General features: G+C 40.4%; 21 protein-coding genes. 19 read left to right on the top strand and 2 right to left on the bottom strand.

All coding sequences use genetic code 11. The features are described 5' to 3' along the window. The first annotated feature begins 171 nt into the window (after positions 1-171). From ABE613_RS10745 to ABE613_RS10760, 4 genes are read left to right on the top strand one after another with little or no spacing between them, the layout of a single operon-like run. On the top strand, positions 172-1,140 hold the full coding sequence (locus tag ABE613_RS10745) for an ABC transporter ATP-binding protein (protein ID WP_235232628.1): 969 nt from the start codon (positions 172-174) through the stop codon (positions 1,138-1,140). Continuing rightward, positions 1,137-2,003 carry an ABC transporter permease gene (locus ABE613_RS10750; RefSeq protein ID WP_347376367.1) on the top strand — a complete coding sequence of 289 codons (867 nt, stop codon included), beginning with the start codon at positions 1,137-1,139 and terminating at the stop codon, positions 2,001-2,003. Before ABE613_RS10745 ends, ABE613_RS10750 begins: the two co-directional genes overlap by 4 nt. A gap of 9 nt (positions 2,004-2,012) precedes the next feature. Then, complete coding sequence (locus ABE613_RS10755; RefSeq protein WP_347376368.1) at positions 2,013-3,449, top strand: DUF7088 domain-containing protein; 1,437 nt, start codon at positions 2,013-2,015, stop codon at positions 3,447-3,449. A 37-nt stretch (positions 3,450-3,486) separates the two neighbouring features. Then, on the top strand, positions 3,487-4,356 hold the full coding sequence (locus ABE613_RS10760) for a DUF4340 domain-containing protein (protein WP_347376369.1): 870 nt from the start codon (positions 3,487-3,489) through the stop codon (positions 4,354-4,356). Between the two features lie 17 nt (positions 4,357-4,373). Here ABE613_RS10760 and ABE613_RS10765 read toward each other — a convergent pair whose 3' ends face one another. Next, positions 4,374-5,648 (bottom strand): chloride channel protein, encoded by a 1,275-nt coding sequence (locus ABE613_RS10765; RefSeq protein WP_235232624.1) that lies wholly within the window; start codon positions 5,646-5,648, stop codon positions 4,374-4,376. A gap of 430 nt (positions 5,649-6,078) precedes the next feature. On the opposite strand from ABE613_RS10765, the gene aspS reads away from it, so the two are divergent. From aspS to htpG, 9 genes are all read left to right on the top strand, one after another. Next, positions 6,079-7,413, top strand: a complete 1,335-nt coding sequence (gene aspS, locus ABE613_RS10770; protein WP_347376370.1) for an aspartate--tRNA(Asn) ligase — start codon at positions 6,079-6,081, stop codon at positions 7,411-7,413. Between the two features lie 53 nt (positions 7,414-7,466). Next, positions 7,467-8,462: a hypothetical protein gene (locus ABE613_RS10775; RefSeq protein ID WP_235232622.1), complete on the top strand. Its 996-nt coding sequence runs from the start codon at positions 7,467-7,469 to the stop codon at positions 8,460-8,462. A gap of 11 nt (positions 8,463-8,473) precedes the next feature. Then, positions 8,474-8,767: an Asp-tRNA(Asn)/Glu-tRNA(Gln) amidotransferase subunit GatC gene (gene gatC / locus ABE613_RS10780; RefSeq protein ID WP_235232621.1), complete on the top strand. Its 294-nt coding sequence runs from the start codon at positions 8,474-8,476 to the stop codon at positions 8,765-8,767. Between the two features lie 15 nt (positions 8,768-8,782). Beyond that, positions 8,783-10,252 carry an Asp-tRNA(Asn)/Glu-tRNA(Gln) amidotransferase subunit GatA gene (gatA, locus tag ABE613_RS10785; protein ID WP_235232620.1) on the top strand — a complete coding sequence of 490 codons (1,470 nt, stop codon included), beginning with the start codon at positions 8,783-8,785 and terminating at the stop codon, positions 10,250-10,252. A 2-nt stretch (positions 10,253-10,254) separates the two neighbouring features. Continuing rightward, the gene (gatB, locus tag ABE613_RS10790; RefSeq protein ID WP_235232619.1) at positions 10,255-11,688 is read left to right on the top strand and encodes an Asp-tRNA(Asn)/Glu-tRNA(Gln) amidotransferase subunit GatB; all 1,434 of its coding nucleotides are present in this window, start codon (positions 10,255-10,257) and stop codon (positions 11,686-11,688) included. 120 nt (positions 11,689-11,808) lie between these two features. After that, positions 11,809-13,221: an amidophosphoribosyltransferase gene (locus ABE613_RS10795; RefSeq protein WP_235232618.1), complete on the top strand. Its 1,413-nt coding sequence runs from the start codon at positions 11,809-11,811 to the stop codon at positions 13,219-13,221. 163 nt (positions 13,222-13,384) lie between these two features. Next, positions 13,385-14,089, top strand: coding sequence for an ABC transporter ATP-binding protein (locus ABE613_RS10800; protein ID WP_235232617.1), 705 nt, complete (start codon positions 13,385-13,387; stop codon positions 14,087-14,089). 25 nt (positions 14,090-14,114) lie between these two features. Further along, positions 14,115-14,246, top strand: a complete 132-nt coding sequence (locus ABE613_RS10805; RefSeq protein ID WP_235232616.1) for an NAD(P)H-dependent oxidoreductase — start codon at positions 14,115-14,117, stop codon at positions 14,244-14,246. 119 nt (positions 14,247-14,365) lie between these two features. Then, on the top strand, positions 14,366-16,429 hold the full coding sequence (gene htpG / locus ABE613_RS10810; RefSeq protein ID WP_235232615.1) for a molecular chaperone HtpG: 2,064 nt from the start codon (positions 14,366-14,368) through the stop codon (positions 16,427-16,429). Positions 16,430-16,504: 75 nt separating this feature from the next. Here htpG and ABE613_RS10815 read toward each other — a convergent pair whose 3' ends face one another. Then, on the bottom strand, positions 16,505-16,972 hold the full coding sequence (locus ABE613_RS10815) for a DUF5721 family protein (RefSeq protein WP_235232614.1): 468 nt from the start codon (positions 16,970-16,972) through the stop codon (positions 16,505-16,507). 110 nt (positions 16,973-17,082) lie between these two features. Here ABE613_RS10815 and ABE613_RS10820 point away from each other — a divergent pair, with 110 nt between their 5' ends. From ABE613_RS10820 to ligA, 6 genes are read left to right on the top strand one after another with little or no spacing between them, the layout of a single operon-like run. Next, positions 17,083-17,880 (top strand): GDSL-type esterase/lipase family protein, encoded by a 798-nt coding sequence (locus tag ABE613_RS10820; protein WP_235232613.1) that lies wholly within the window; start codon positions 17,083-17,085, stop codon positions 17,878-17,880. Further along, positions 17,880-18,365 (top strand): DUF4358 domain-containing protein, encoded by a 486-nt coding sequence (locus ABE613_RS10825; protein ID WP_235232612.1) that lies wholly within the window; start codon positions 17,880-17,882, stop codon positions 18,363-18,365. The genes ABE613_RS10820 and ABE613_RS10825 overlap by 1 nt, the downstream gene beginning before the upstream one ends. A 17-nt stretch (positions 18,366-18,382) precedes the next feature. Next, a complete protein-coding gene (locus ABE613_RS10830; protein ID WP_235232611.1) occupies positions 18,383-19,789 on the top strand; it encodes an MBOAT family O-acyltransferase in 1,407 nt (468 codons plus the stop codon). An 8-nt stretch (positions 19,790-19,797) separates the two neighbouring features. Then, positions 19,798-20,976, top strand: coding sequence for a DHHW family protein (locus ABE613_RS10835; RefSeq protein ID WP_235232610.1), 1,179 nt, complete (start codon positions 19,798-19,800; stop codon positions 20,974-20,976). Beyond that, on the top strand, positions 20,960-21,706 hold the full coding sequence (locus ABE613_RS10840; protein WP_235232609.1) for a pseudouridine synthase: 747 nt from the start codon (positions 20,960-20,962) through the stop codon (positions 21,704-21,706). Before ABE613_RS10835 ends, ABE613_RS10840 begins: the two co-directional genes overlap by 17 nt. Then, positions 21,654-23,627, top strand: coding sequence for an NAD-dependent DNA ligase LigA (gene ligA / locus ABE613_RS10845; protein ID WP_510182355.1), 1,974 nt, complete (start codon positions 21,654-21,656; stop codon positions 23,625-23,627). The genes ABE613_RS10840 and ligA overlap by 53 nt, the downstream gene beginning before the upstream one ends. Positions 23,628-23,637: the final 10 nt, after the last annotated feature.

A 23,637-nucleotide genomic window follows, 5' to 3' on the forward strand; every position in this document is an offset into this window, starting at 1 on the left:
GATGTCAAAAATAATAAATCTAAAATCATTATAGGATTTTTGAAAAGGAAGTGCAATAAAAAGAGCATTATTTTGACGAAGGAATTCACAGAATAAACATAAAATCATCACATACTTTTCAAGGGATTCCCTTATATTGGTAGAAGATTTTGTTTGATAGGAGGAGAGACATTGATAGAAGTAAAGAATCTTACGAAGAGATATGGCAGGCATCTGGCAGTGGATCATCTGAATTTTACAGTGAAAAAAGGGCAGATCTATGGCTTTCTTGGACCAAATGGGGCTGGAAAATCAACTACAATGAACATTATGACAGGATATTTGGGAGCTACAGAAGGGCAGGTACTGATTAACGGGCATGATATTTTGAAAGAGCCTGAAGAGGCTAAAAGGTGTGTTGGCTATCTGCCAGAGATACCACCTCTGTATACAGAGATGACGGTAATGGAATATCTTCGATTTGCCGCAGAGTTGAAAAAGATACCGAAGAAAGAGAGAGAAGCACAGATCGGGGCAGTTATGAAACTTACGAAACTGCAGCCTGTGAAGGATCGTCTGATCAATAATCTATCCAAAGGATACAAGCAGAGAGTAGGGCTGGCACAGGCTATCTTAGGATTTCCAGAGATTATTATTCTGGATGAACCTACGGTAGGTCTGGATCCAAAGCAAATTATAGAGATTCGTGAACTGATTCGTAAACTCGCTAAGAATCATACGGTGATCTTAAGTTCGCATATTCTTGCTGAGGTAAGAGAAGTGTGTGATTATATTTTGATTATTGCAAATGGGCACCTTGTAGCGAGTGATACTCCTGAGAATCTGGAAAATTTGATGAGTGGGACGAATCATGTTGAGATAGAAGCAAAAGAGACGGAAGAAGCAGTAAAGAGAATTTTGAATAAGATACCGGAAATAAGAAAAGTAAAATATAAAAAGACGGATCATCAGACCTTGATTGCGGAGATTGAAGTAAAGGGGCAGATAGATATCAGGGAGAAGCTCTTTTTTGCATTTGCCGGAGAAAAATTACCGCTTTTAACATTAAAACTGAATAAATCTTCATTAGAAGAGATTTTCCTTGAACTGACACAAGAAGGAAACAGTAGTAAGTTTAAGAAAGGGGATAAGAGACAATGAGGGCAATCTATAGACGAGAACTGAAATCCTATTTTCATTCCATGATAGGTTATGTATTTATCGCATTTTTAGTGGCATTTACCGGAGTGTATTTTATGGCATATAACCTGAATTATGGATACCCGTATTTTTCATATGTATTGTCTGCAACTATATTTATCTATCTAATTGCAATTCCGATTCTTACCATGCGAAGCTATGCTGAGGAACGTAAGAACAAAACGGATCAGATGCTATTGACTGCTCCGGTTAGTTTGTTTCAAGTTGTAATGGGAAAATATCTGGCTATGGTAACTATTCTGTCGATTCCATGCGCGATTTATCTGATTTTTCCGCTGATTATTAAGACACAAGGGACAGCGTATATTGTGATTGATTATCTTTCTGTCTTTTTACTGTTTTTATTGGGATGTGTATATATCGCTATCGGGATGTTTATTTCCTCGTTGACGGAGAGTGTTATCATAGCAGCGATTGGGACGTTTGGAGTATTGATGGTGTTGTACCTTTGGAGTGGAATCCTAGATTTCCTTCCGACCTCTGCGCTGGCAAATATGCTTGGAATCATTGTGATTTTGTCCTGTGTGGTATTTGCTGTATGGCAGATGACGAAAAACTGGGTGATCAGTGTAGCGTTGGAACTGGCTGCAATGGTCGGATGTGTGATTACCTATATGATAAAGTCGACCCTGTTCGAGAGCCTGTTGTCTGAGATACTGGGAAAAGCAGATCTTACGAATGTATTTAATAGTGTGGCATCTAATCATCTTCTGGATGTAAGCGGAGTAATATTATATCTGACGCTCATTGCAGTATTCCTTTTCTTTACCATGCAGATGATACAGAAAAGACGTTGGAGTTAGGAGGAAATTATGCTGGAAAAAATAAAGAAGATTTTTAGAAGTGGGACTTCCAGGAATGGAAGTTACAGTGTTGGCATGATTGCACTGGTGATTGCGATTACAGTTGTAATAAATCTAATAGCCGGACAGCTGCCAGAAAGTATTCGCAGTATTGATGTCAGCGACAATAAGATATATGAGATTTCAGATACAACAAAAGATTTGCTGAAAAAATTGGACCAGAAAATTTCCTTTCAGGTATTTGCAGAGAAAGATTCCACAGATGAACGTATAAAAACGTTTCTTAAGAAATATGCTGAATTATCTGACAATATTGAAGTGGAATGGATTGATCCGGTATTGCATCCTTCTGAACTTACAGAAAACAATGTGGATTCAGATACGATCTTGATTACCAGCGAAAAGACAGGGAAAAGTACTTCCGTTTCCTTTGGGGACATTTTAGTGTATGATGAGTATTCCTATTATATGACGGGCAGTGTTTCTGCGACTGAATTTGACGGAGAAGGACAGCTTACCAGTGCTGTCAATTATGTGACCAGTGATACGATAAAAAAAATATATTATACGACAGGACATGGAGAGAATACATTCTCTACATCAGTATCAGATCTGCTGGGAAAGAATAACATGGCAGAAGAAGAGTTGAATCTGATGATGCAAGGTGAGATACCAGAGGATTGTGATTTGTTGTTTCTATATGCTCCAATGAAAGATATCACAGAAGATGAAAAGACGTTGATTGAAAATTACATGTCAAAAGGTGGAGATGTGTTCCTAATGCTGGGAGAGACAGATGATGCGACTCCGAATCTTGATACACTTCTTGAAGAATATGGCATGGAGTGTGAGGATGGCTATATTGCTGATATGCAGAGATGTTATCAGGGAAATTATTACTATATTTTCCCTCAGATCAATGGATCAGAAGAAATGATGAAAGGAATGTCTTCTGGAATGGTACTTTTGGTAAATGCACATGGATTTCATGTGACAGATCCTGCAAGAGAGACAATCACTGTGACATCATTCATGACTACATCTTCTGAGGCTTATGCTGTCACCGAAGATGAAGAAAAGCAGGGAACATATACGTTGGGAGCTGTCGCTGTTGAAAGTGTCGGAGCAGAGGATGAAGAAGACAGTGAAGAGACGAACAAGGAAAAAGATATTGAGAGCCGTCTTACAGTAATCTCTGCTGACAGTATGATCGATGCTCAGATTACAGATAGCTTTTCGACATTGGAGAACCTAGATTTATTCATGAATGCATTGTCTGCTAATTTTGATGATGTGCAGAATGTGGCAATTGAGCCAAAGAGTCTGGAAGTAACTTATAATACCATGCAGCATGCCGGAATTATAAGCCTGCTTGTGATTTTTGGAATTCCACTCATTATATTGGTGTTTGGATTCGTGCGTTGGTGGAAGAGAAGAAAAGCATAGCATAGGAAAGGAAAGATTCATGAAGCAGAAAAAAAGTATGTTAATATTAGTAGGAATTCTTGTGGTTTTAGCAATCTTGTATATTGGTCTTCGCTTCTGGAATCAGAAGAATTCCAGGGAAGAGGAAGAAAAGATTGCTGTCACCGAGGAAGTGAAATTGTTGGGATTGTCTTATACAGATGGGACAGATACTATGGCCTTCAAAAAAGAAGATGGAATATGGTATTATGAAGCAGATCAAGAGATTCCGATGAATCAGACCACAGTAGAGGATATTGTATCGAAAGTGGAGAATCTGTCAGCCGTTCGAGAGTTAGACAACCCAGATGATCTTGCGGATTATGGATTGGAGGAGCCGGCATATACCATTCGTTATACCACAGAAGACGAAGAAGAAAGCATTCTGTACATTGGAAATACTACTGGTGAAAATTATTATGTGACTATTAATGATACAAAGAAAGTGTATACGATTACCAGTGATTTGGTAACCAGCCTTCAATTTGATCTGTCTGGACTCGTAGAGAACGATTCAGTTCCGTCTATTGGAAGCGGTAATCTGAAAAAAGTAGAAGTTACAGAAGATGGAATGACCGATACATATGAAGAAGAAGGAGAGTTAGGAGAGCTGGCAGGTGGATTCGGGACCTTGTCTCTGACAGAATGTGTAGATTACCACGTAACAGAAGAAAAGCTTCTACAATACGGTCTGGACGAAGAAAACAGGATTACGGCAGTTGCAACTTATCAGGACTCTTCAACAGAAAAAGAAGAAACATTTACTGTATATATTGGGAATGTAGAGGAATCTGGTACATATCGTTATATTATGGCAAAGGATTCCAAAATGGTATATCAGGTGAATAAAGATATTGTGAAAAATATGATTACAGTTGAAGAAAAGTAAAATGGGACGGGGATTTTTCAAAAACCCCCGTCCCCATATTGCTTGAAGATACTTTTTTGTGACGTGAAAATGGAATTATTAAAGTTAAAGATAAATGAAATAAAGCATACGACTGAGAAAAATGGAAGCATAGAATAGCCGAAGCTTTCTACGCCTACCAAAATTGCGGCTAACAATGTATTGGTTCCACTGCTGAAGACAGCAGCAAATCCCAGTGCAGCACCAAACATCGGATCTAATCCAAGCATTGGAGCAATCACATAACCGAGGCAGGAACCGATGGAAAAAAGTGGAGCAACCTCTCCGCCCATAAATCCAGAAGATAATGTCAGAATTGTGAGCAGCATCTTCAAAAGCCAGTCGTAAAAATATATGACATTTTCATCTCCACCAAAACAGAGAGCAGTTAGATTAGATCCTGTACCGCAATATCTTCCCTGATGAAGAAGTGCCATTAAGACGGCAAGAATAATGCCCATGATGATGGCTTTCTTCAATGGAGAAGAAAAAGCAAACATTAATTTCAATCGCATATAACGCAGAAGCAAGGCAAACAGAGATCCAACAGCACCAAAGATCAGTCCCATAAGGGCGATTTTTAGAAGTAAAACAATATCATAATTTGAAGGATGGATGTTCAATGTGTCTAAAATATTGATGTAGAATTTGCGAAGTCCCAATGCACGGGAAGTATAGGCAGCACTTAAAGAGGCAACCGTTGCCGGAATCAGTGCGTGATATTCCAGCTTTCCGGCGACGAGGACTTCCAATGCAAAAAAGATGGCGGCAAGTGGAGTGCAGAATAGTCCTGCAAATCCAGCAGCCATACCCGTGATCAGGAACATTTTCTGACTGTCCTTTATATTAGTTACTTTATCAATCAGGCGACCGACATTATTAGAGACAGCAGCTCCGATCTGTACCGCAACGCCTTCTCTTCCGGCACTTCCGCCGAACAGATGAGTTAACCAGGTGGCAATCATTGACAGTGGAACCATCCGTATCGGAAGACCTACTTTATGACCAAAACCGACTTCAAAGACCAGCTTCATTCCTTTGTTGGCATTTTTCCCAAAGCGCTTATAGATCAGACAGATAAAGGCCCCTGTGGCTGGCAGAAATGGAAGAAGATACCAGAAGTATCGTTCTCTGATGGCGGTACATTTAAAAAGAATGGTTCCAAAAGCAGCATCAATAATACCTACCAGAATTCCAATGACCAGACCGGCAACTGCAAGCAAAAAGGTGTCTTTATAATATTTTGAAATATGTTTTATTAATGTTTTTAACACGGTGATAACCCTCATTCCTTGATATTCTCTCTATTTCATTATATCTTTCAGTAAAAAATGTGCAAGTATGATTTTTTGCTTGCAATCAGAAAATACATGTGATAACATATATAACAAATTTTAATTTATTAAAGTAAAGCGTTGAAAGAGACTCTGTTCTTTGGAACTTGACAGGAATGAGGCGTCACCGACTGAGAGCGCCCCTTGAGGAATAAGAACGATAGGGAACACTCTGGAGCAGACTGGTTGAACTTAAGTAGGTCAGTACGTTGGCGCACGTTACGCGTAAGAGAGGAACCTGATACAGGTTCAATGCGGGTGGTACCGCGGATAGCGAAGATGATATCCGTCCCGGAATACGTATGTATTCCGGGACGTTTTTTTGATATTTATCGGCTGTTCGTCCCGGGAAGAAAAGGAGGAAAAAAGCATGGATTATTTAACAGGAGTAAAACCAAAAGAAACGCTAGAAATCAGTGAATTGCTAGAACAGGTAAAACCTGGACAGAAAGTAAAAGTTAAAGGTGCGGTTCATACAATTCGTGATATGGGCACAGTGGCTTTTGTAGTTCTGAGAAAAAGAGAAGGACTTCTTCAGGGAGTGTATGAAGAAGGAATTGCCAAATTTGATTTGAAAGATATCAAAGAAGCAGCAACGATAGAAGTAGAAGGTGTGTTGGAAGAGAATGAAAAGGCTCCGAATGGAATTGAGATTCGTATGGAGACGCTTCGTATCTTGAGTGAACCTGTTGATGAGATGATGCCTTTGGCTATTTCTAAATGGAAACTGAATACTTCTCTGGAAGCAAAACTTAACTATCGTTCGATAGCACTTCGTAATGTCAGAGAACGTGCCAAATTCAGAATTCAGGAGGGACTTACCAGAGCATTTAGAGATTTCTTGTATAGTCAGGGATTTACAGAGATTCATACACCAAAGATTGGAGCAAAAGGTGCAGAAGGCGGTGCCAACATCTTTAAACTGGAATATTTTCATAGACCGGCAGTACTTGCCCAGAGCCCACAGTTCTATAAACAGATGATGGTAGGAGTGTTTGACAGAGTGTTCGAGACGGCTCCTGTATTCCGTGCTGAGAAACATAATACCAAGCGCCATCTGAATGAATATACCAGTCTCGATTTTGAGATGGGGTATATTGACGGATTTGAAGATATTATGGCGATGGAGACTGGATATCTTCAATATGCTATGGAATTGTTAGAAAAAGAATATGCAAAGGAATTGAAAATATTAGGCGTTACGCTTCCAAAAGTTGACAAGATTCCGGCGGTTCGTTTCAGCGAAATCAAAGAAAAAGTTGCTAAGAAGTATCAGCACAAGATGAGAAATCCATTTGATCTGGAACCGGAAGAGGAACAATTGATCAGTCAGTATGCGAAAGAAGAATGGGGCAGTGATTTTGTATTTGTGACTCATTATCCGTCAAAGAAACGTCCGTTCTATGCAATGGATGATCCAGAGGATACCAGATATACTCTGAGTTTTGACCTTTTGTTCCGTGGTATGGAGATTACGACCGGCGGACAGCGTATTCACGATTACAAGATGCTGACAGATAAGATTGAGGCAAGGGGAATGTCTCAGGAGGGAATAGAACAGTATCTTGCAACATTCAAGCATGGAATGCCGCCACATGGTGGAATCGGAATCGGGCTGGAACGTCTGACAATGAAACTGATCGGGGAAGACAATGTAAGAGAGACCACATTGTTTCCACGAGATTTAAGCAGACTGGAACCATAGTATTTTAATAGGATAAAAGAAAAAGGGGCCAGGTATTCAAGAGAGGAAAGTATATGTTTGGAAGAAAATGTACGTTATGTGGGGGAAAGTTAGACAGAAGAGGAATCTGTACGGAGTGTGGACTGGATAATAACAAATCAGAAAAAAACTATCATGTCAATCAAAGCAGCTGTGATAACATGCCGATGACACATGTCCATGAAGATGAGAAGAAGCCTTCTTATGTTAAGAAGAATACACAGGATCGACAGGCCCAGAAGGTTCAGAAAAAGAAGAAGTCAAAGCGGCCCAGAATTATCGCTTTTGCAATGCTGATAATCATTGCGGGGATGATTATCTTCAGTGTTGTAAGTTATCTTATGCAGACAGTGCTTTTTGATTCCGATGACTCTTATTATACTGACTATGAATATGATCCATATGCAAGCCTGGATAAGGAAAATCCTGAGTCTGGGGATGAGGCAGAATATGAACTGCCTTCAGGGACTTATATAGTAGGTCTTCATATCCCGGCCGGTGATTATGAAGCAGTTGTTCAGTACGATTTTGATGCGATTCAAGTGTCTGATTATGAAAATGGAATATATCTATATGAGTATGCGGGACAGGATGAAGAGAATTATCTGGATGATCTTAGGTTGTTCGATCATGCAATCCTGACCATATCATCTGAAACCAGCGTGACACTGAAAACGGAAAATGCACAGCCGCTCTCTGTAAATGGAATTGCAAATCCAGTCATAGATTCCTACGAAATCACAGATAGTGGAACCCGGACGGCAGGTGTGGATTTTGCTGCGGGAATATACGATCTGGAACTTCTGGAAGGGACAGGTGCGATTAATCTTGTAATCTATGCCGAAGATGGAAATGAATATAGTTATGAAAGCATCTATCTTGGTGAGGATCAGTCAGATGGTAAAGAGTATAAGTACATGGTAATTCCAGAAAACACCCAGATTACCTGTGAAGAAGGTATGAGACTTATAATGACCCCGAGCGAGACGATAGAATCGACAGATTATCTTGGCTTCTATACGAGATATTAAGGAGGAGAATTATGGCAAATAAAATATCAGATGAGACAATAGAATATGTTGGCATTTTGGCAAAGTTAGAATTGTCTGGTCAGGAAAAAGAAGATGCCAAGGCTGATATGGAAAAGATGTTGGATTATATTGATACATTGAATGAACTGGATACAGAGGGGATAGAACCAATGTCTCATGTATTTCCGGTCAATAATGTATTTCGAGAGGATGTTGTAGAAAATGGCGATGGCAGTATCGATACTCTTGCCAATGCACCACTTAAGAAAGACAACAGCTTTAAAGTACCGAAAACTATTGGATAGGAGGAAAACAGCAAAATGGATATTACAAGTTTGACAGCCGTAGAATTAGGAAAAAAGATAAAAGCAAAAGAAATATCTGTTGTGGATGCTGTGAAGGCTTCTATCGAACAGATTGAAAAAGTAGAAAAAGATGTCCACAGTTTTGTGACGATTGACCGAGAAGGTGCGCTCGAACGTGCCGAAGAAGTACAGAAGTTAATTGATGACGGAACATTGACAGGTCCACTGGCTGGTGTCCCGGTTGCTATTAAAGATAACATGTGCACAAAAGATATGCTGACGACTTGCAGTTCTAAGATCTTAGGTAATTTTAAACCGACATTTACTGCGGAAGCAGTGAGAAATCTTGAGAAGGCAGGAGCTGTAATTATTGGAAAGACGAACATGGATGAATTCGCCATGGGAAGTACTACCGAGACTTCTTATTATGGAGAGACAAAGAATCCATGGAATCTTAAACATGTTCCGGGAGGCTCGTCCGGTGGTTCCTGTGCAGCAGTGGCAGCAGAAGAATGTCCGTATGCATTAGGGTCTGATACGGGTGGTTCGATTCGTCAGCCCAGCTCTTTCTGTGGAGTTGTCGGAATAAAGCCAACTTATGGAACGGTATCCCGATATGGACTGATCGCTTATGGTTCTTCTCTGGATCAGATTGGACCAATTGCCAGAGATGTAACGGATTGCGCAACGATTCTGGAAGCTATCGCATCTCATGATCCAAAAGACAGTACTTCGATTGCAAGGGAAAAATATGATTTTACCAGTGCACTGGTAGAAGATGTAAAAGGTATGAAGATTGGTATTCCAAAAGATTATTTTGGAGAAGGACTAGATCCCGAAGTAAAAGAAAAGATTCTGGATGCTGTGAAAGTACTGGAAGAAAAGGGAGCCATTGTAGAGGAATTTGATCTGAACCTTGTTCAATATGCAATCCCGGCATATTATGTCATTGCATCTGCAGAAGCAAGCTCTAATCTGTCACGTTTTGATGGCGTAAAGTACGGATACCGTACCGAGGAATATGAAGGACTTCATAATATGTACAAAAAAACACGTTCCGAAGGGTTCGGCCCAGAAGTAAAACGTAGGATCATGCTTGGATCATTCGTGTTAAGCTCTGGTTATTATGATGCATATTATCTGAAAGCATTAAGGACAAAAGCGTTGATCAAGCAGGAATTTGACAAAGCATTTTCAAAATATGATGTCATCATTGCACCGGCAGCGCCGACGACAGCTCCAGAGCTTGGTAAGAGCTTAAGTGATCCGTTGAAAATGTATCTGGGCGATATCTATACGATTTCCGTTAATCTTGCAGGCCTTCCGGGAATCAGTCTCCCGGTAGGAACAGATTCCAAGGGACTTCCGATAGGAATGCAGATTATTGGAGATTGTTTTGAGGAAAATAAGATTATCCGCGCAGCATATACACTGGAACAGACCAGAACTTATGAGAGACCAGAACTTGTGAAAGGAGGCAGATAATTATGGCAAAACAGTATGAGACAGTCATCGGACTGGAAGTCCACGTAGAACTTGCAACCAAGACCAAGATCTTCTGCTCCTGCAGCACAGAGTTCGGAGGTGCGCCGAATACCCATACCTGTCCGGTATGTACCGGTATGCCAGGATCTCTTCCTGTTTTGAATAAGCAGGTTGTAGAGTATGCAATGGCTATTGGTCTGGCAACTAATTGTGACATTACAAAGGTATGTAAATTCGACCGTAAGAATTACTTTTATCCTGATAACCCACAGAATTATCAGATTTCTCAGTTGTATCTTCCGATTGCAAGAAATGGTTATGTTGAGATAGAAGTGGGAGATACGAAGAAGAAAGTCCGCATCCATGAGATGCATATGGAAGAGGATGCCGGAAAACTGATCCATGATGAATGGGATGACACTTCTCTGGTAGATTATAACCGAAGTGGTGTTCCGTTGGTAGAGATCGTATCAGAGCCAGATATGCGTTCTGCAGATGAAGTCATTGCTTATCTGGAAAAATTGCGTATGATTATCCAGTATCTGGGAGCATCCGATTGCAAATTGCAGGAAGGTTCCATGAGAGCGGATGTGAACTTGTCTGTCAGAGAAGTCGGAACAGAAAAGTTCGGAACCAGAACGGAGATGAAGAATCTGAATTCATTCAAGGCCATAGCAAGAGCTATCGAAGGAGAGCGGGAACGTCAGATTGAACTTCTGGAAGACGGCAAAGAGGTGGTGCAGGAGACCAGAAGGTGGGATGATAATAAGGAATCTTCACATGCAATGCGCTCCAAAGAGGATGCGCAGGATTATCGTTATTTTCCAGAACCCGATCTGGTGCCGATCGTGATCAGCGATGAGTGGATTGAGAAGATTAGATCCCAGCAGCCGGAATTCCGTACGGAAAAACTGGAAAGATACAAGAAAGAATTCGATATTCCACAGTATGACGCTGAGATCATTACCGGCTCAAAGCATATGGCAGATATCTTTGAAGCAACAACTGCCATATGCAAGAAACCGAAGAAGGTATCGAACTGGCTGATGGTGGAGACTTTACGTCTATTGAAAGATAACGATATGGAGCCGGAAGATATTCGATTCTCACCGGAAAATCTTGCAAAACTGATTGAGCTGACAGAAGCAGGAACCATTAATAGTTCTGTCGCAAAAGATGTGTTCGAAAAGATATTTGCAGAAGACATTGATCCGGAGAAATATGTAGAGGAACATGGACTGAAGACTGTCAATGATGAGGGTGCTCTGCAGGAAGTTCTGGAAAAAGTCATTGCAGATAATCCGCAGGCAGTAGCTGATTATAAAGGCGGCAAAGAAAAGGCTCTTGGAGCTCTTGTCGGACAGACTATGAAGGCCATGAAAGGAAAGGCCAATCCCGGAATGGTAAATCAGAAGTTAAAAGAGATGTTAAGTTAATATTAGACAAGGCTATCTGCCTGTGTTACAATTGTACCGGAGAGAAATACCATCGGTGTACAGAGATGTCAGTACACCGATGTTGTTGACAAAATACATATTCAGAAAAGGAGAGGTCATATGGGAGGATTTTTTGGTGTAGCATCAAAAAGGGACTGTGTTCTGGAGCTTTTTTATGGAGTAGATTATCATTCACATCTTGGAACAAGACGAGGAGGAATGGCAACTTATGGGGAAGAAGGTTTTAACCGTGCCATTCATAATATTGAGAACTCCCCGTTTCGTACAAAGTTTGACCGAGATGTCAGCGAGATGAAAGGACATCTTGGAATTGGCTGTATCTCAGATTTTGAACCACAGCCATTATTGATTCGTTCAAAACTTGGAAGTTTTGCAATTACAACGGTAGGAAAAGTGAATAATTATGATGAATTATTGAATCGTTTGTATGAAAGTGCAAATTCTCACTTCCAGGAGATGACGAATGGACAGATCAATGTCACAGAATTGATGGCAGCATTGATCTGTGAAAAAGATTCTATCTTAGAAGGAATCAAATATGTTCAGGAGCTGGTAGACGGTTCTATGACGATGTTGGTTATGACAAAGGATGGAATCTATGCGGCCAGAGACCGTTATGGGCGGACTCCGCTGGTGATCGGTCATAAGGACGATGCTTATTGTGTATCTTTTGAAAGTCATGCGTATATCAATCTTGGATATACAGACTATAAAGAACTGGGACCTGCAGAAATTGTTTATATTACACCGGAAGGTGTTGAAGTATTAAGTGAACCACAGAAAGAGATGAAGATCTGTTCATTCCTGTGGGTATATTATGGCTATCCGACTTCATCTTATGAAGGTGTCAATGTAGAAGAGATGCGTTACAAATGCGGAAGCATGCTGGCAAAAAGAGATGGAGATTCCGTGCATCCGGATATTGTGGCAGGAGTTCCGGATTCTGGTATCGCCCATGCAATTGGATATGCCAATGAATCGGGGATTCCGTATGCAAGACCATTTATCAAATACACGCCTACCTGGCCAAGATCATTTATGCCGACGAATCAGAGCCAGCGTAATCTGATCGCGCGTATGAAACTGATTCCGGTTCATGCATTGATTGAGAATAAGAAGCTTTTATTGATTGATGACTCCATTGTACGTGGAACACAGTTGAGAGAGACGACGGAATTCTTGTATCAGAGTGGAGCTAAAGAGGTACATGTCCGTCCGGCATGTCCGCCGATCATGTACGGCTGTAAGTATCTGAACTTTTCCCGTTCCAAATCAGAGATGGAACTGATCGCCAGACAGATGATCAAGAAACGGGAAGGGGAAGATGTCCCTAAGGAAGTATTAGAAGAATACTCCAATCCGTGCAGCTGCAAATATGCACAGATGATTGAAGATATCCGCAAGCAGCAGAATTTTACAACACTTCGATATCACCGACTGGACGACTTGCTAGCATCTATCGGAATTGAACCATGTAAAGTATGCACCTATTGCTTTGATGGAAAAGAATAGAATAAGATATTGTATGATAAAATGACTCATGGCAAAACAGCTATGAGTTATTTTTTTACTCTAATTTTTAGATTTCTTTAAGAATTGTTTTATAAATCAACATTTTTCTTTCCTTATTGTACGTGATATAATAAATACAATAATTCATTTTCGGAGGTATGGTATGGGTGAATTTGTCTCATTAGAGAATGTAAAAAAGATATATAAGATGGGAGAAGTTGAGATTATGGCGGCAGCCGGAATCGATTTTCAGATAGAACGAGGGGAATTCGCGGTTGTTGTCGGACCCAGCGGTGCCGGTAAGACGACAGTCTTAAATATCCTTGGAGGAATGGATACAGCGACATCGGGGAAGGTTATGGTGGATGGAGAGGATATTGCCAGATATTCCCAGAGGCAGTTGACGGCATACCGGCGGGATGACATTGGTTTCGTTTTTCAGTTTTATAATCTGATTCCGAATCTGACGGCATTGGAAAATGTAGAATTAGCACTTCAGATCTGTAAGGATCCCATGGACGCGGCAGAAGTATTAAGAGAAGTGGGGCTGGGCGAAAGGCTTGATAACTTCCCGGCACAACTGTCTGGAGGGGAACAGCAGAGAGTGTCTATAGCCCGTGCACTGGCAAAGAATCCGAAGCTGTTGTTGTGTGATGAGCCGACAGGAGCATTGGATTATAATACGGGAAAATCCATTTTGAAACTTCTGCAGGATACCTGCAGAGAGAAAGGGATGACGGTTATTCTGATTACGCATAATCAGGCAATCGCACCGATGGCAGACCGGGTCATTAAGATTAAGAATGGAAAAGTATCCGATGTGGTGATAAATGAACATCCGGTATCGGTAGAAACAATCGAGTGGTAGAAATCATTTTTCTAGAGGAATATCAATGAAAGTATTAGTACTGTGCGGAAGTCCGCATAAAGATGGAACAACTAATGCATTGGACTTCGACAGGAATGTTTATAAAAAGTTTATAATTTTAACAGAATTGTTAGCACTCTTTTTGAAAGAGTGCTAATTTTCTATTGACATTTAAATTTATCGGTATTATCATATCTTTTGAGCAAAACAAACGGGGTATTCCCTGTTTCAAAAATATATAGAAAATAATCTAAAATAATAACAGGAGTGGTGAAGATGGAAGCAAAAAAAGGAAGTTTATCAATCAGTAGTGAGAACATATTCCCAATTATCAAGAAATGGGTTTATTCAGATCATGACATTTTTGTCCGTGAGATGGTATCTAATGGATGTGATGCGATCACTAAGCTGAAAAAATTAGATATGATGGGTGAATACCAACTGCCGGATGATTATAAACCATCCATTCAGGTAGAAGTAAACCCGGAAGAAAAGACCCTGAAATTCTCAGATAATGGTCTTGGTATGACTGCAGAAGAAGTGGAAGAATATATCACGCAGATTGCATTTTCCGGAGCAACAGAGTTTCTGGAGAAATACAAAGACAAGACAACCGAAGATGATATGATCGGTCACTTCGGACTTGGATTCTATTCCGCATTCATGGTAGCAGATGAAGTCCATATTGATACTCTTTCTTATAAAGAAGGTGCGGCTCCGGTACACTGGGTAAGTAACGGCGGTACAGAGTATGAGATGGAAGACGGGAATAAAGAAACTGTAGGTTCAACGATGACATTGTATCTGAATGAAGACAGTCTGGAATTCGCGAATGAATATCGTATGAGAGAAGTCATTGAGAAATACTGTTCTTTCATGCCGGTAGAGATCTTCCTGGCAAAAGAGAATGCTGAGCCGGAATATGAGACCATCGATGAGGCAGATCTGAAAGAAGACGATGTTGTCATTGAACACATCCATGAAGATGCCAAGATGGAAGAGAAGGAAAATGAAGATGGCGAAAAAGAAATGGTAGAGGTTGAAGCGGCAAAAGAGAAAGTTAAGATTCAGAAACGCCCGGTTCCTTTGAATGATATTCATCCACTTTGGACAAAACATCCAAACGAATGTACTGATGAGGAGTATCAGGAATTCTACCGTAAGGTATTCATGGATTATAAAGAGCCTCTGTTCTGGATTCACTTGAATATGGATTATCCGTTTAACTTAAAGGGAATCCTGTACTTCCCAAGAATCAACACAGAGTATGATTCTATCGAAGGAACGATCAAGTTATATAACAATCAGGTATTTATTGCAGATAATATTAAGGAAGTTATCCCTGAATTCCTCATGGTATTGAAGGGAGTCATTGATTGCCCGGATCTGCCATTGAATGTATCACGTAGTGCATTACAGAACGATGGATTTGTTAATAAGATTGCAGATTACATTTCCAAAAAGGTTGCAGATAAGCTTTCTGGCATGTGCAAGACCAAGAGAGATGAGTATGAAAAATACTGGGATGACATCAGTCCATTTATCAAGTTTGGTTGCTTAAAAGATGAAAAATTCTGTGACAAGATGAAGGATGCCGTTCTCTTTAAGAACATTGATGGAAAGTACCTGACATTAAAAGACTGCATTGAAGAAAATGGCGGAGAAGTCGTTGAACCAAATGACAAGAAAGAGGATGCTGACAGTGCTGAGAATACAGATGAAAATAACGTAGAAGAGATTAAGACTACCATCTACTATGTAACGGATGAGATTCAGCAGAGCCAGTATATCAATATGTTCCGTAAGCAGGGCCAGGATGCAGTTATCTTAGGACATAACATCGACTCTCCATTTATTACACAGTTAGAACAGCGCAATCCAAAGATTCGCTTCCAGAGAATTGACGCCGATGTGACAGAACATATTAAGGAAGAAGTGGCTGAAGAAGATAAGGAATCATTTAAGACAATTTCTGACAGCCTGATTGAAATCTTCCGCAAAGAACTTGGAAACGATAAGTTGGATGTCAAGATTGAGAAATTAAAAGATGATAAAGTTGCTTCTATGATTACCCTGTCTGAGCAGAATCGCCGTATGCAGGAAATGATGAAGATGTACGGTATGAGCGGCATGGATATGGGCGGAGATACGACCCTGATACTGAATGCAAACCATCCACTGGTAAAATACGTGGTAGATAACAAAGAAAATGAAAACGTATCTATCATCTGCAAGCAGTTGTATGATCTTGCAATGCTGGCACACAAGCCACTGAATCCAGACGAAATGACTGCATTTGTAGAGAGAAGTAATGAGATCATGATGATGCTGACGAAGTAAGAGAATTCAATATTAAGCTATAGAATAGCCGTTACTGGACTTTGACGAGAGCAGGACGGCTATTTTTTGCTGTCATTATTCAATCATCTCTGCCAGCAATGTCTGTGCATATTCATCCCATTCGTGCTCCAGTGTCTTGTCCAGTGTAAAGGTATGCATGGAGATTCCGGTAATGCACTGCAGGGTAGAACCATCATAATGGAAGTTCAGATAGAGTCCCTGGATCTCTTCCGGGCGATAACCGTCAAGCTGATGATCCGCAAGAAAGGCAGCAAAGGTTTCCTGGGCAAGGGAGAGAACGATTTTAAAATTCAATGGGGTACGTTTGCCGCGGATGATACTGAAGCAATATTCGCGAACATCCTTCCAATAAGCATAAGACCGTTCAGGGGCTTCATCATAGAAGTCTTTGTGAAGGTATCCGTCGATGGTGAATTTATTAAAGGTTGTAATCTCGCTTTCGATAAAAGAGAACCGGTCGAAGGTATCTTTTAAGAGTAGATGAGACATACAGGATTTGGCTGATAATGTGAATATATTCATATGAAAAACTCCTTTTTGACTTTGGTTAATAGTATAGCATATGTTTGACTTTTATAGGGAAAAACAGTACAATATCTTTGAACTGTTTTTATAGGGAGAGCACAGTTAACGTGAAAAAAGAGAACAAAAGAAAATCTGTAAAAATTGAAGAAAAAGACCATGTTCTGCGCATTGCAGTGACTGTCGTGATTGCACTGCTCATTGTCGGTGCGATTATTGTTGTGGTAAGGCTTATGAATCCAAAGGCAGATACAGAAGCTGGAATTCAGAGACTTCATCAGATGGAGAAGACGGATATAAGTGAAGTGGACAGACAGATTCAGGAGCTGGAAAAAGCAGAACAGGAAGCAGATGAAGAGTGGGCCAGCCGGCCGGCCAGTGAGAAATTTGCCAATGCTTTTGTAATCGGTGACTCAGTGACACAGGGATTATATGAATATGGTGTATTGAATCAGGAAAATGTTCAGGCAGACAGAGGAGCCGGGGTATGTGATTCAGAAGTCAACAAGATAGAAGAGCATCTGACGAAGGCAATTGAGTTACAACCACAGGTATTGTTTCTTGCGTATGGGATGAATGATATTGAAGCATCCAGAGGGGATGTAGATCTTTTTATAGAAAAATATAAGAGTGTGTTGGATAGATTAAGAGAGGCTTTGCCGGATACTCGTATATATGTAAACAGTATCCTTCCGGTTCAACAGTTTGTGATAGACAATAATGAGTGGTATGGCAATATTACGGAGTTTAACGAAGAACTGGAAAAACTGTGTGAAGAGGAAGATGTGATATTTATTGATAATACGGATCTGGTAAAGGAAGAGTATTATTCGGAAGATGGAATCCATATGGCACCGGATTATTATACGGAATGGGTAGATCATATGGCGGAGGTTGCAAAATTATAATGAAAAAGCACAGGATAGATTTGCTGAATATATTGAAATATGCGATGGTGATCGTTCTTCTTGTTTATATCGGATTCTTGCTGTCACAAGAAGGCGGCAAAGATGTCTCGGTAAAAACGATACGCGAGAATATTCTGGCGGTTACTGAAACAAAAGGGATGACCAAAGGAACTACGCAGGATTTGAAGAAGTATTATGGCTTGAATGCTAATGATTATGAGGGAGTAATGCTGTATGTCCCGAATGATGTTATGAGTGTCAATGAGATTCTGGTCATTAAGCTTAAGGATAAATCACAGGCTGAGAATGTTGAAAAAGCTATTCAGAAGCGCCTGCATACGCAGAAGAACAGTTTTGAAGGATATGGAGCAGAGCAGACAAAACTGATTAATTCGGCGGTGACAGACAGCAGAGGATATTATGTATTATTAGCGATATCGAAGGATGCGGATCAGATATATGAAGCATTCAGAAAGAGCATATAGAGAAGGAAACATACAGAATGTTATTTAGCAGTATTGTATTTTTATTTACGTTTTTACCAATTGTGTTGATTTTATATTATCTGGTACCAAGACAGCTTAAGAACGCTGTTTTGCTTTTCGCAAGTCTGATATTTTATGCATGGGGAGAACCGGTCTATATATTTTTGATGATATTTTCCATTCTGTTTAATTATGTCAGTGGGCTGGATATTGCGAGAAACCTTCAGAACCGACGCGCGGCAAAGAAAAGTCTGGTGTTTAATCTGGTGGTAAATCTATGCGTTCTGGGATTCTTTAAATACGAAGGATTTGTGTTAGACAGTCTGAATGCAGTACTCCCGGTTCAGATACCATATCAGGAACTGGCTTTGCCGATCGGCATTTCTTTTTATACATTTCAGATATTGTCCTATATTATAGATGTTTATCGAGGTAATGTAAAGGTGCAGAAGAATCTTATGGATTTTGCACTGTATGTTACGATGTTCCCACAATTAATTGCCGGGCCAATCGTAAAGTATTCCGATATAGAGAGACAGCTTCATGTCAGAAAAGAATCCTGGGGAAAGTTTGGGGAAGGAACGATGTTTTTTATTCGCGGCCTTTCAAAAAAGGTGCTGCTTGCCAATACGATAGGAATGGTGCACACAGAAGTCTTAACTTTACAGCAGGGAAAGGTTTCCGTTTTAACGGCGTGGCTTGGGTGCCTGGCGTATACATTTCAGATATATTTTGATTTTAGCGGATATTCAGATATGGCTATTGGTCTTGGGAAAATGTTTGGATTTGAATTCCTGAAGAACTTCAATTATCCTTATATTTCCAAAAGTATTACGGAATTCTGGCGCAGATGGCATATTTCTCTTGGAACATGGTTTCGGGAATATCTCTATATTCCTCTGGGAGGAAATCGTGTCAACGTCGCGAAACACATTCGCAATTTATTGATCGTCTGGCTTCTTACAGGACTTTGGCATGGTGCTGCCTGGAATTTTGTTGTCTGGGGAGTCTATTATGGAGTGATCTTGATTATAGAGAAATATTTTCTGGGTGCGATTTTGGAAAAATTACCCAACATAGTAAAACGTATCTATAGCATTCTGCTGGTAATGATTGGATGGGTATTCTTCTTTAGCCCAAGTCTTGGAGGAGCGGCTGATTATCTAAAAGTAATGTTTGGAGCAGGTGCCCATGGACTGGTGGATCAGGAGAGCCTGTATCTTTTGAAAACGAATCTCATATCGTGGGTTGTACTGATACTGGGATCTACTCCGGTTGTTCATCGTACCTATGAGCAGATCCTGCGTAGAATGGGTGGCAAGAGTGTTGTTGTAAATTGTGTGGTGTATGCAATTTTGTTTTTGTTGTGTGTGGCATATCTGGTGACAGAGACATACAATCCATTCTTGTATTTTAGATTTTAGGAGCAGTTATGGAACAGAAAGACAGTAAGAAGAAAAAACTGCATAAGAAGAAAATGACAGCCATGACATTCCTGGGAATTCTGGTATTGATCTGTCTGATGAATCTGATTTCCCAAGATAAGGAATTCTCAGAGAAAGAGAATCGGATGCTGGAGCAGAAGCCAGAGTTTACATTAAGTAGACTTGAAAGCGGAAGATTCATGGAACAGTATGAATCATACAAATCAGATCAGTTTGTGGGAAGAGACTTTTGGGTATCCCTCAAGAGTCATGTGGATCTGATTGTCGGAAGAAGAGAGTCAAATGGTGTATTCAAAGGGAAGGATCATTATCTTCTGGAGGATATTGCCAGGCCGGATGAAGAACAGATGCAGCAGAATATCGAAGCAATCCAAGCGTTCGAGAATACTTATAATGATATTCCAATGTATATGATGCTCGTGCCAAATGCTGCAAATATTCTGGAAGATAAGCTTCCGCAATTCGCGGTAACAGAAGATCAGAATCAGATTTTTCTGGAAATACAGAAGTCACTGGAAGATCAACTGACTTGGGTGGATGTAAGTAAAGTGTTAAAAGCTCACAAAAAAGAGAATATATATTATCATACAGATCATCACTGGACGACATTGGGAGCATATTATGCCTATCAGACACTGATAGATGCCATGAAACTGGATTCATCCAAAGCACCAGAATTAAAGGCATATGCAGTAACCAATGAATTTAACGGGACGTTATCTTCTACCAGTGGGTATGAGATGGGATATGAAGAGCCAATTTATATCTATACATCAGAAGATGAAGGAGCAGGGCCGCAGATTGTGGTGAACTATGTAGAAGAGAAGCGTAAGACCGCAACCTTGTATGATGCATCTAAATTGGAGGAAAAGGACAAATATGCATTGTTCCTTGGAGGTAACTATGGGACAGTTGATATTCGGACAACTGCAGATACCACAGATCGTTTGCTGTTGTTCAAGGATTCTTATGCGAACTGTCTGATCCCGTTCCTGACTCCATATTATCGCGAGATCATCGTGATTGATCCACGGTATTATTATGGGGATATTCATGAAATTATGGAAGAAAATAAGATTACTAGTGTACTCTTTTTGTATAATGGAAATACCTTTGTAGAAGATAATAGTATCAGTGGAGTATTGCAAAATGGTGAGACTGAATAAATATCTAAGTGATGCTGGTGTATGTTCCAGAAGAGAGGCTGACCGATTGATTGAGAGCGGTCGAGTGACCGTTGATGGGAAAATGGCAAGTCCTGGAACAAAAGTAGAGCCGGGACAGGAAGTACGGATTGGAAAGAAAGTAATTAAAAATCATACAGAAAAGATAGTCCTGGCGGTAAACAAACCTGCCGGGATTGTTTGTACAGAAGATAAAAAAGAAAAAAAGAATATTATTCGTTATCTGAACTACCCTGTCCGAGTGACTTATGCCGGACGTCTGGATAAGGACTCGGAGGGACTTCTGATCATGACCAATGACGGAGACTTGATCAATGGAATGATGCGGGCGAGATACGGGCATGAAAAAGAGTATAAAGTTACAGTAAATCAACCGATTACGGATGAATTTGTGTATAAAATGGCATCGGGTGTGAGGATTATTGACCGAGAGAAAAAAATGGATGTTATCACACGTCCATGTAAAGTGGAGAAGATAGGGAAATATACATTTACAATAATATTGACCCAGGGATTGAACCGTCAGATCCGCAGAATGTGTGATGCTTTGGGATATAAGGTGACCAGACTGGTTAGAGTAAGAATTATGAATGTAAAACTTGGCGGCCTGAAAACAGGTGCTGTAAGAAAATTGACAGAGCAGGAGTTAAAAGAATTATATGAACAAGTCAAAGAAAGCCAGGATGCAGGAACTGGTAGAATTATTGAATAATGCGAGCCGTGCATATTATCAGGAAGCAGAAGAAATCATGAGTAACTATGAGTATGACCAGTTATATGATGAACTGCAAGAACTGGAGCAAGAATTAGGCATTACGTTATCTAACAGTCCTACAGTAAATGTCGGATATGAAGTGTTAAGCGAGTTGCCGAAAGAACGGCATGAAAGTCCGATGCTATCTTTAGATAAGACGAAAGATGTGGAAGAACTGAAGAGATTTGTGGGCAATCAGAAGGCTTTGATGTCGTGGAAGATGGATGGATTGACGATTGTCCTTACTTATCGGGAGGGAAGATTGTATAAAGCAGTTACCCGAGGAAATGGTGAAGTAGGTGAAGTCATTACCAATAATGCCAAAGTGTTCAAAAATATTCCTCTTCAGATCGCATATCAGGGAGAATTAATTTTGCGTGGTGAAGCCATTATCGGATATCGGGATTTTGAGAGAATCAACGAGGCAATTGAAGATGTAGATGCAAGGTACAAAAATCCGCGTAATCTTTGCAGTGGTTCTGTTCGTCAGTTGAATAACGAGATTACAGCGAAGCGAAACGTTAAGTTTTATGCATTTACCCTTGTGCAGGCAGAAAATGTGGATTTTCATAATTCCAGAGCTTGTCAGATGAATTGGCTGAAAGAACAGGGATTCGAGGTGGTGGAATACCATGAGGTGACTTCGGACACAGTAGAGCAGGAAGTTATTAAATTTTCAGAAAAAATTGCCGAGAATGATTTCCCATCCGATGGACTTGTGTTAGTATATGATGATATAGCGTACGGTCAGTCCCTGGGGCGAACTTCCAAGTTTCCAAGAGATTCATATGCCTTTAAGTGGGCGGATGAAGTTCGGGAGACGAAGCTTCTCGAGATTGAGTGGAGTCCTTCCAGAACGGGGCTGATTAATCCGGTCGCTATCTTTGAACCAGTGGAATTAGAGGGAACGACGGTAAGTCGCGCAAGTGTCCATAATATCAGCATCATGGAAGAACTGGAATTAGGAATTGGAGATACCATAGAAGTATATAAAGCGAACATGATTATTCCACAGATTGCAAGAAATCTGACACGCAGCGGGGTGAAGGATATTCCTGCACAGTGCCCGGTCTGTCAGGGAAAAACGGAGATTCGACAGGTCAGTAATGCCAGAGCACTCTATTGCACGAATCCAGAATGTCAGGCAAAACACGTAAAATCATTTGCTTTGTTTGTCAGTAGAGATGCTTTGAATATAGAGGGGTTATCTGAAGCAACACTGGAGAAATTTATCGCATTAGGTTATATCAAGGAATATGCAGATATATTTCATCTTGATCGTTATCAGGAAGAGATACAGACGTTGGATGGATTTGGCAAAAAATCATATCAGAATCTGATTGCAAGTATAGAGAAGGCCAGAACAACAACACTGCCAAGAGTCATCTATGCACTTGGGATTGCCAATATCGGTCTTGCGAATGCGAAGATGATCTGTAAGGAATTTCAGTATGATGTAGAAGCGATGCTTCAGGCTACGACCGAAGATCTCAGTGCAATATCAGGAGTAGGAGAAGTGATTGCAAGGGCATTCGTAGATTATTTTTCCGCAGAACGTCATGTAAAGCAATTGAGAGATCTGTTGGCAGAGTTAGATATTCCGAAGGAAGAGGCAGAATCAGGGAAACAGATATTTGCAGGAGTGAATTTTGTGATTACTGGAAGTGTCGAACATTTTGCAAATCGTGGAGAAGTAAAAGAATTGATAGAAAGTCTTGGCGGCAAGGTGACAGGTTCCGTTACTTCTAAGACCAATTATTTGATTAATAATGATGTGACGTCTACATCATCCAAGAATAAGAAGGCCAATGAACTTGGAATTCCAATCATATCGGAAGAGATGTTTCTAAATATGATACAAGAAGATCAGGAGGGCTAGAAAGAGGGAA

This window comes from Dorea chungnamensis, from assembly GCF_039832125.1.
In the GTDB taxonomy this organism is placed as follows: Bacteria; Bacillota; Clostridia; order Lachnospirales; family Lachnospiraceae; genus JAFBIX01.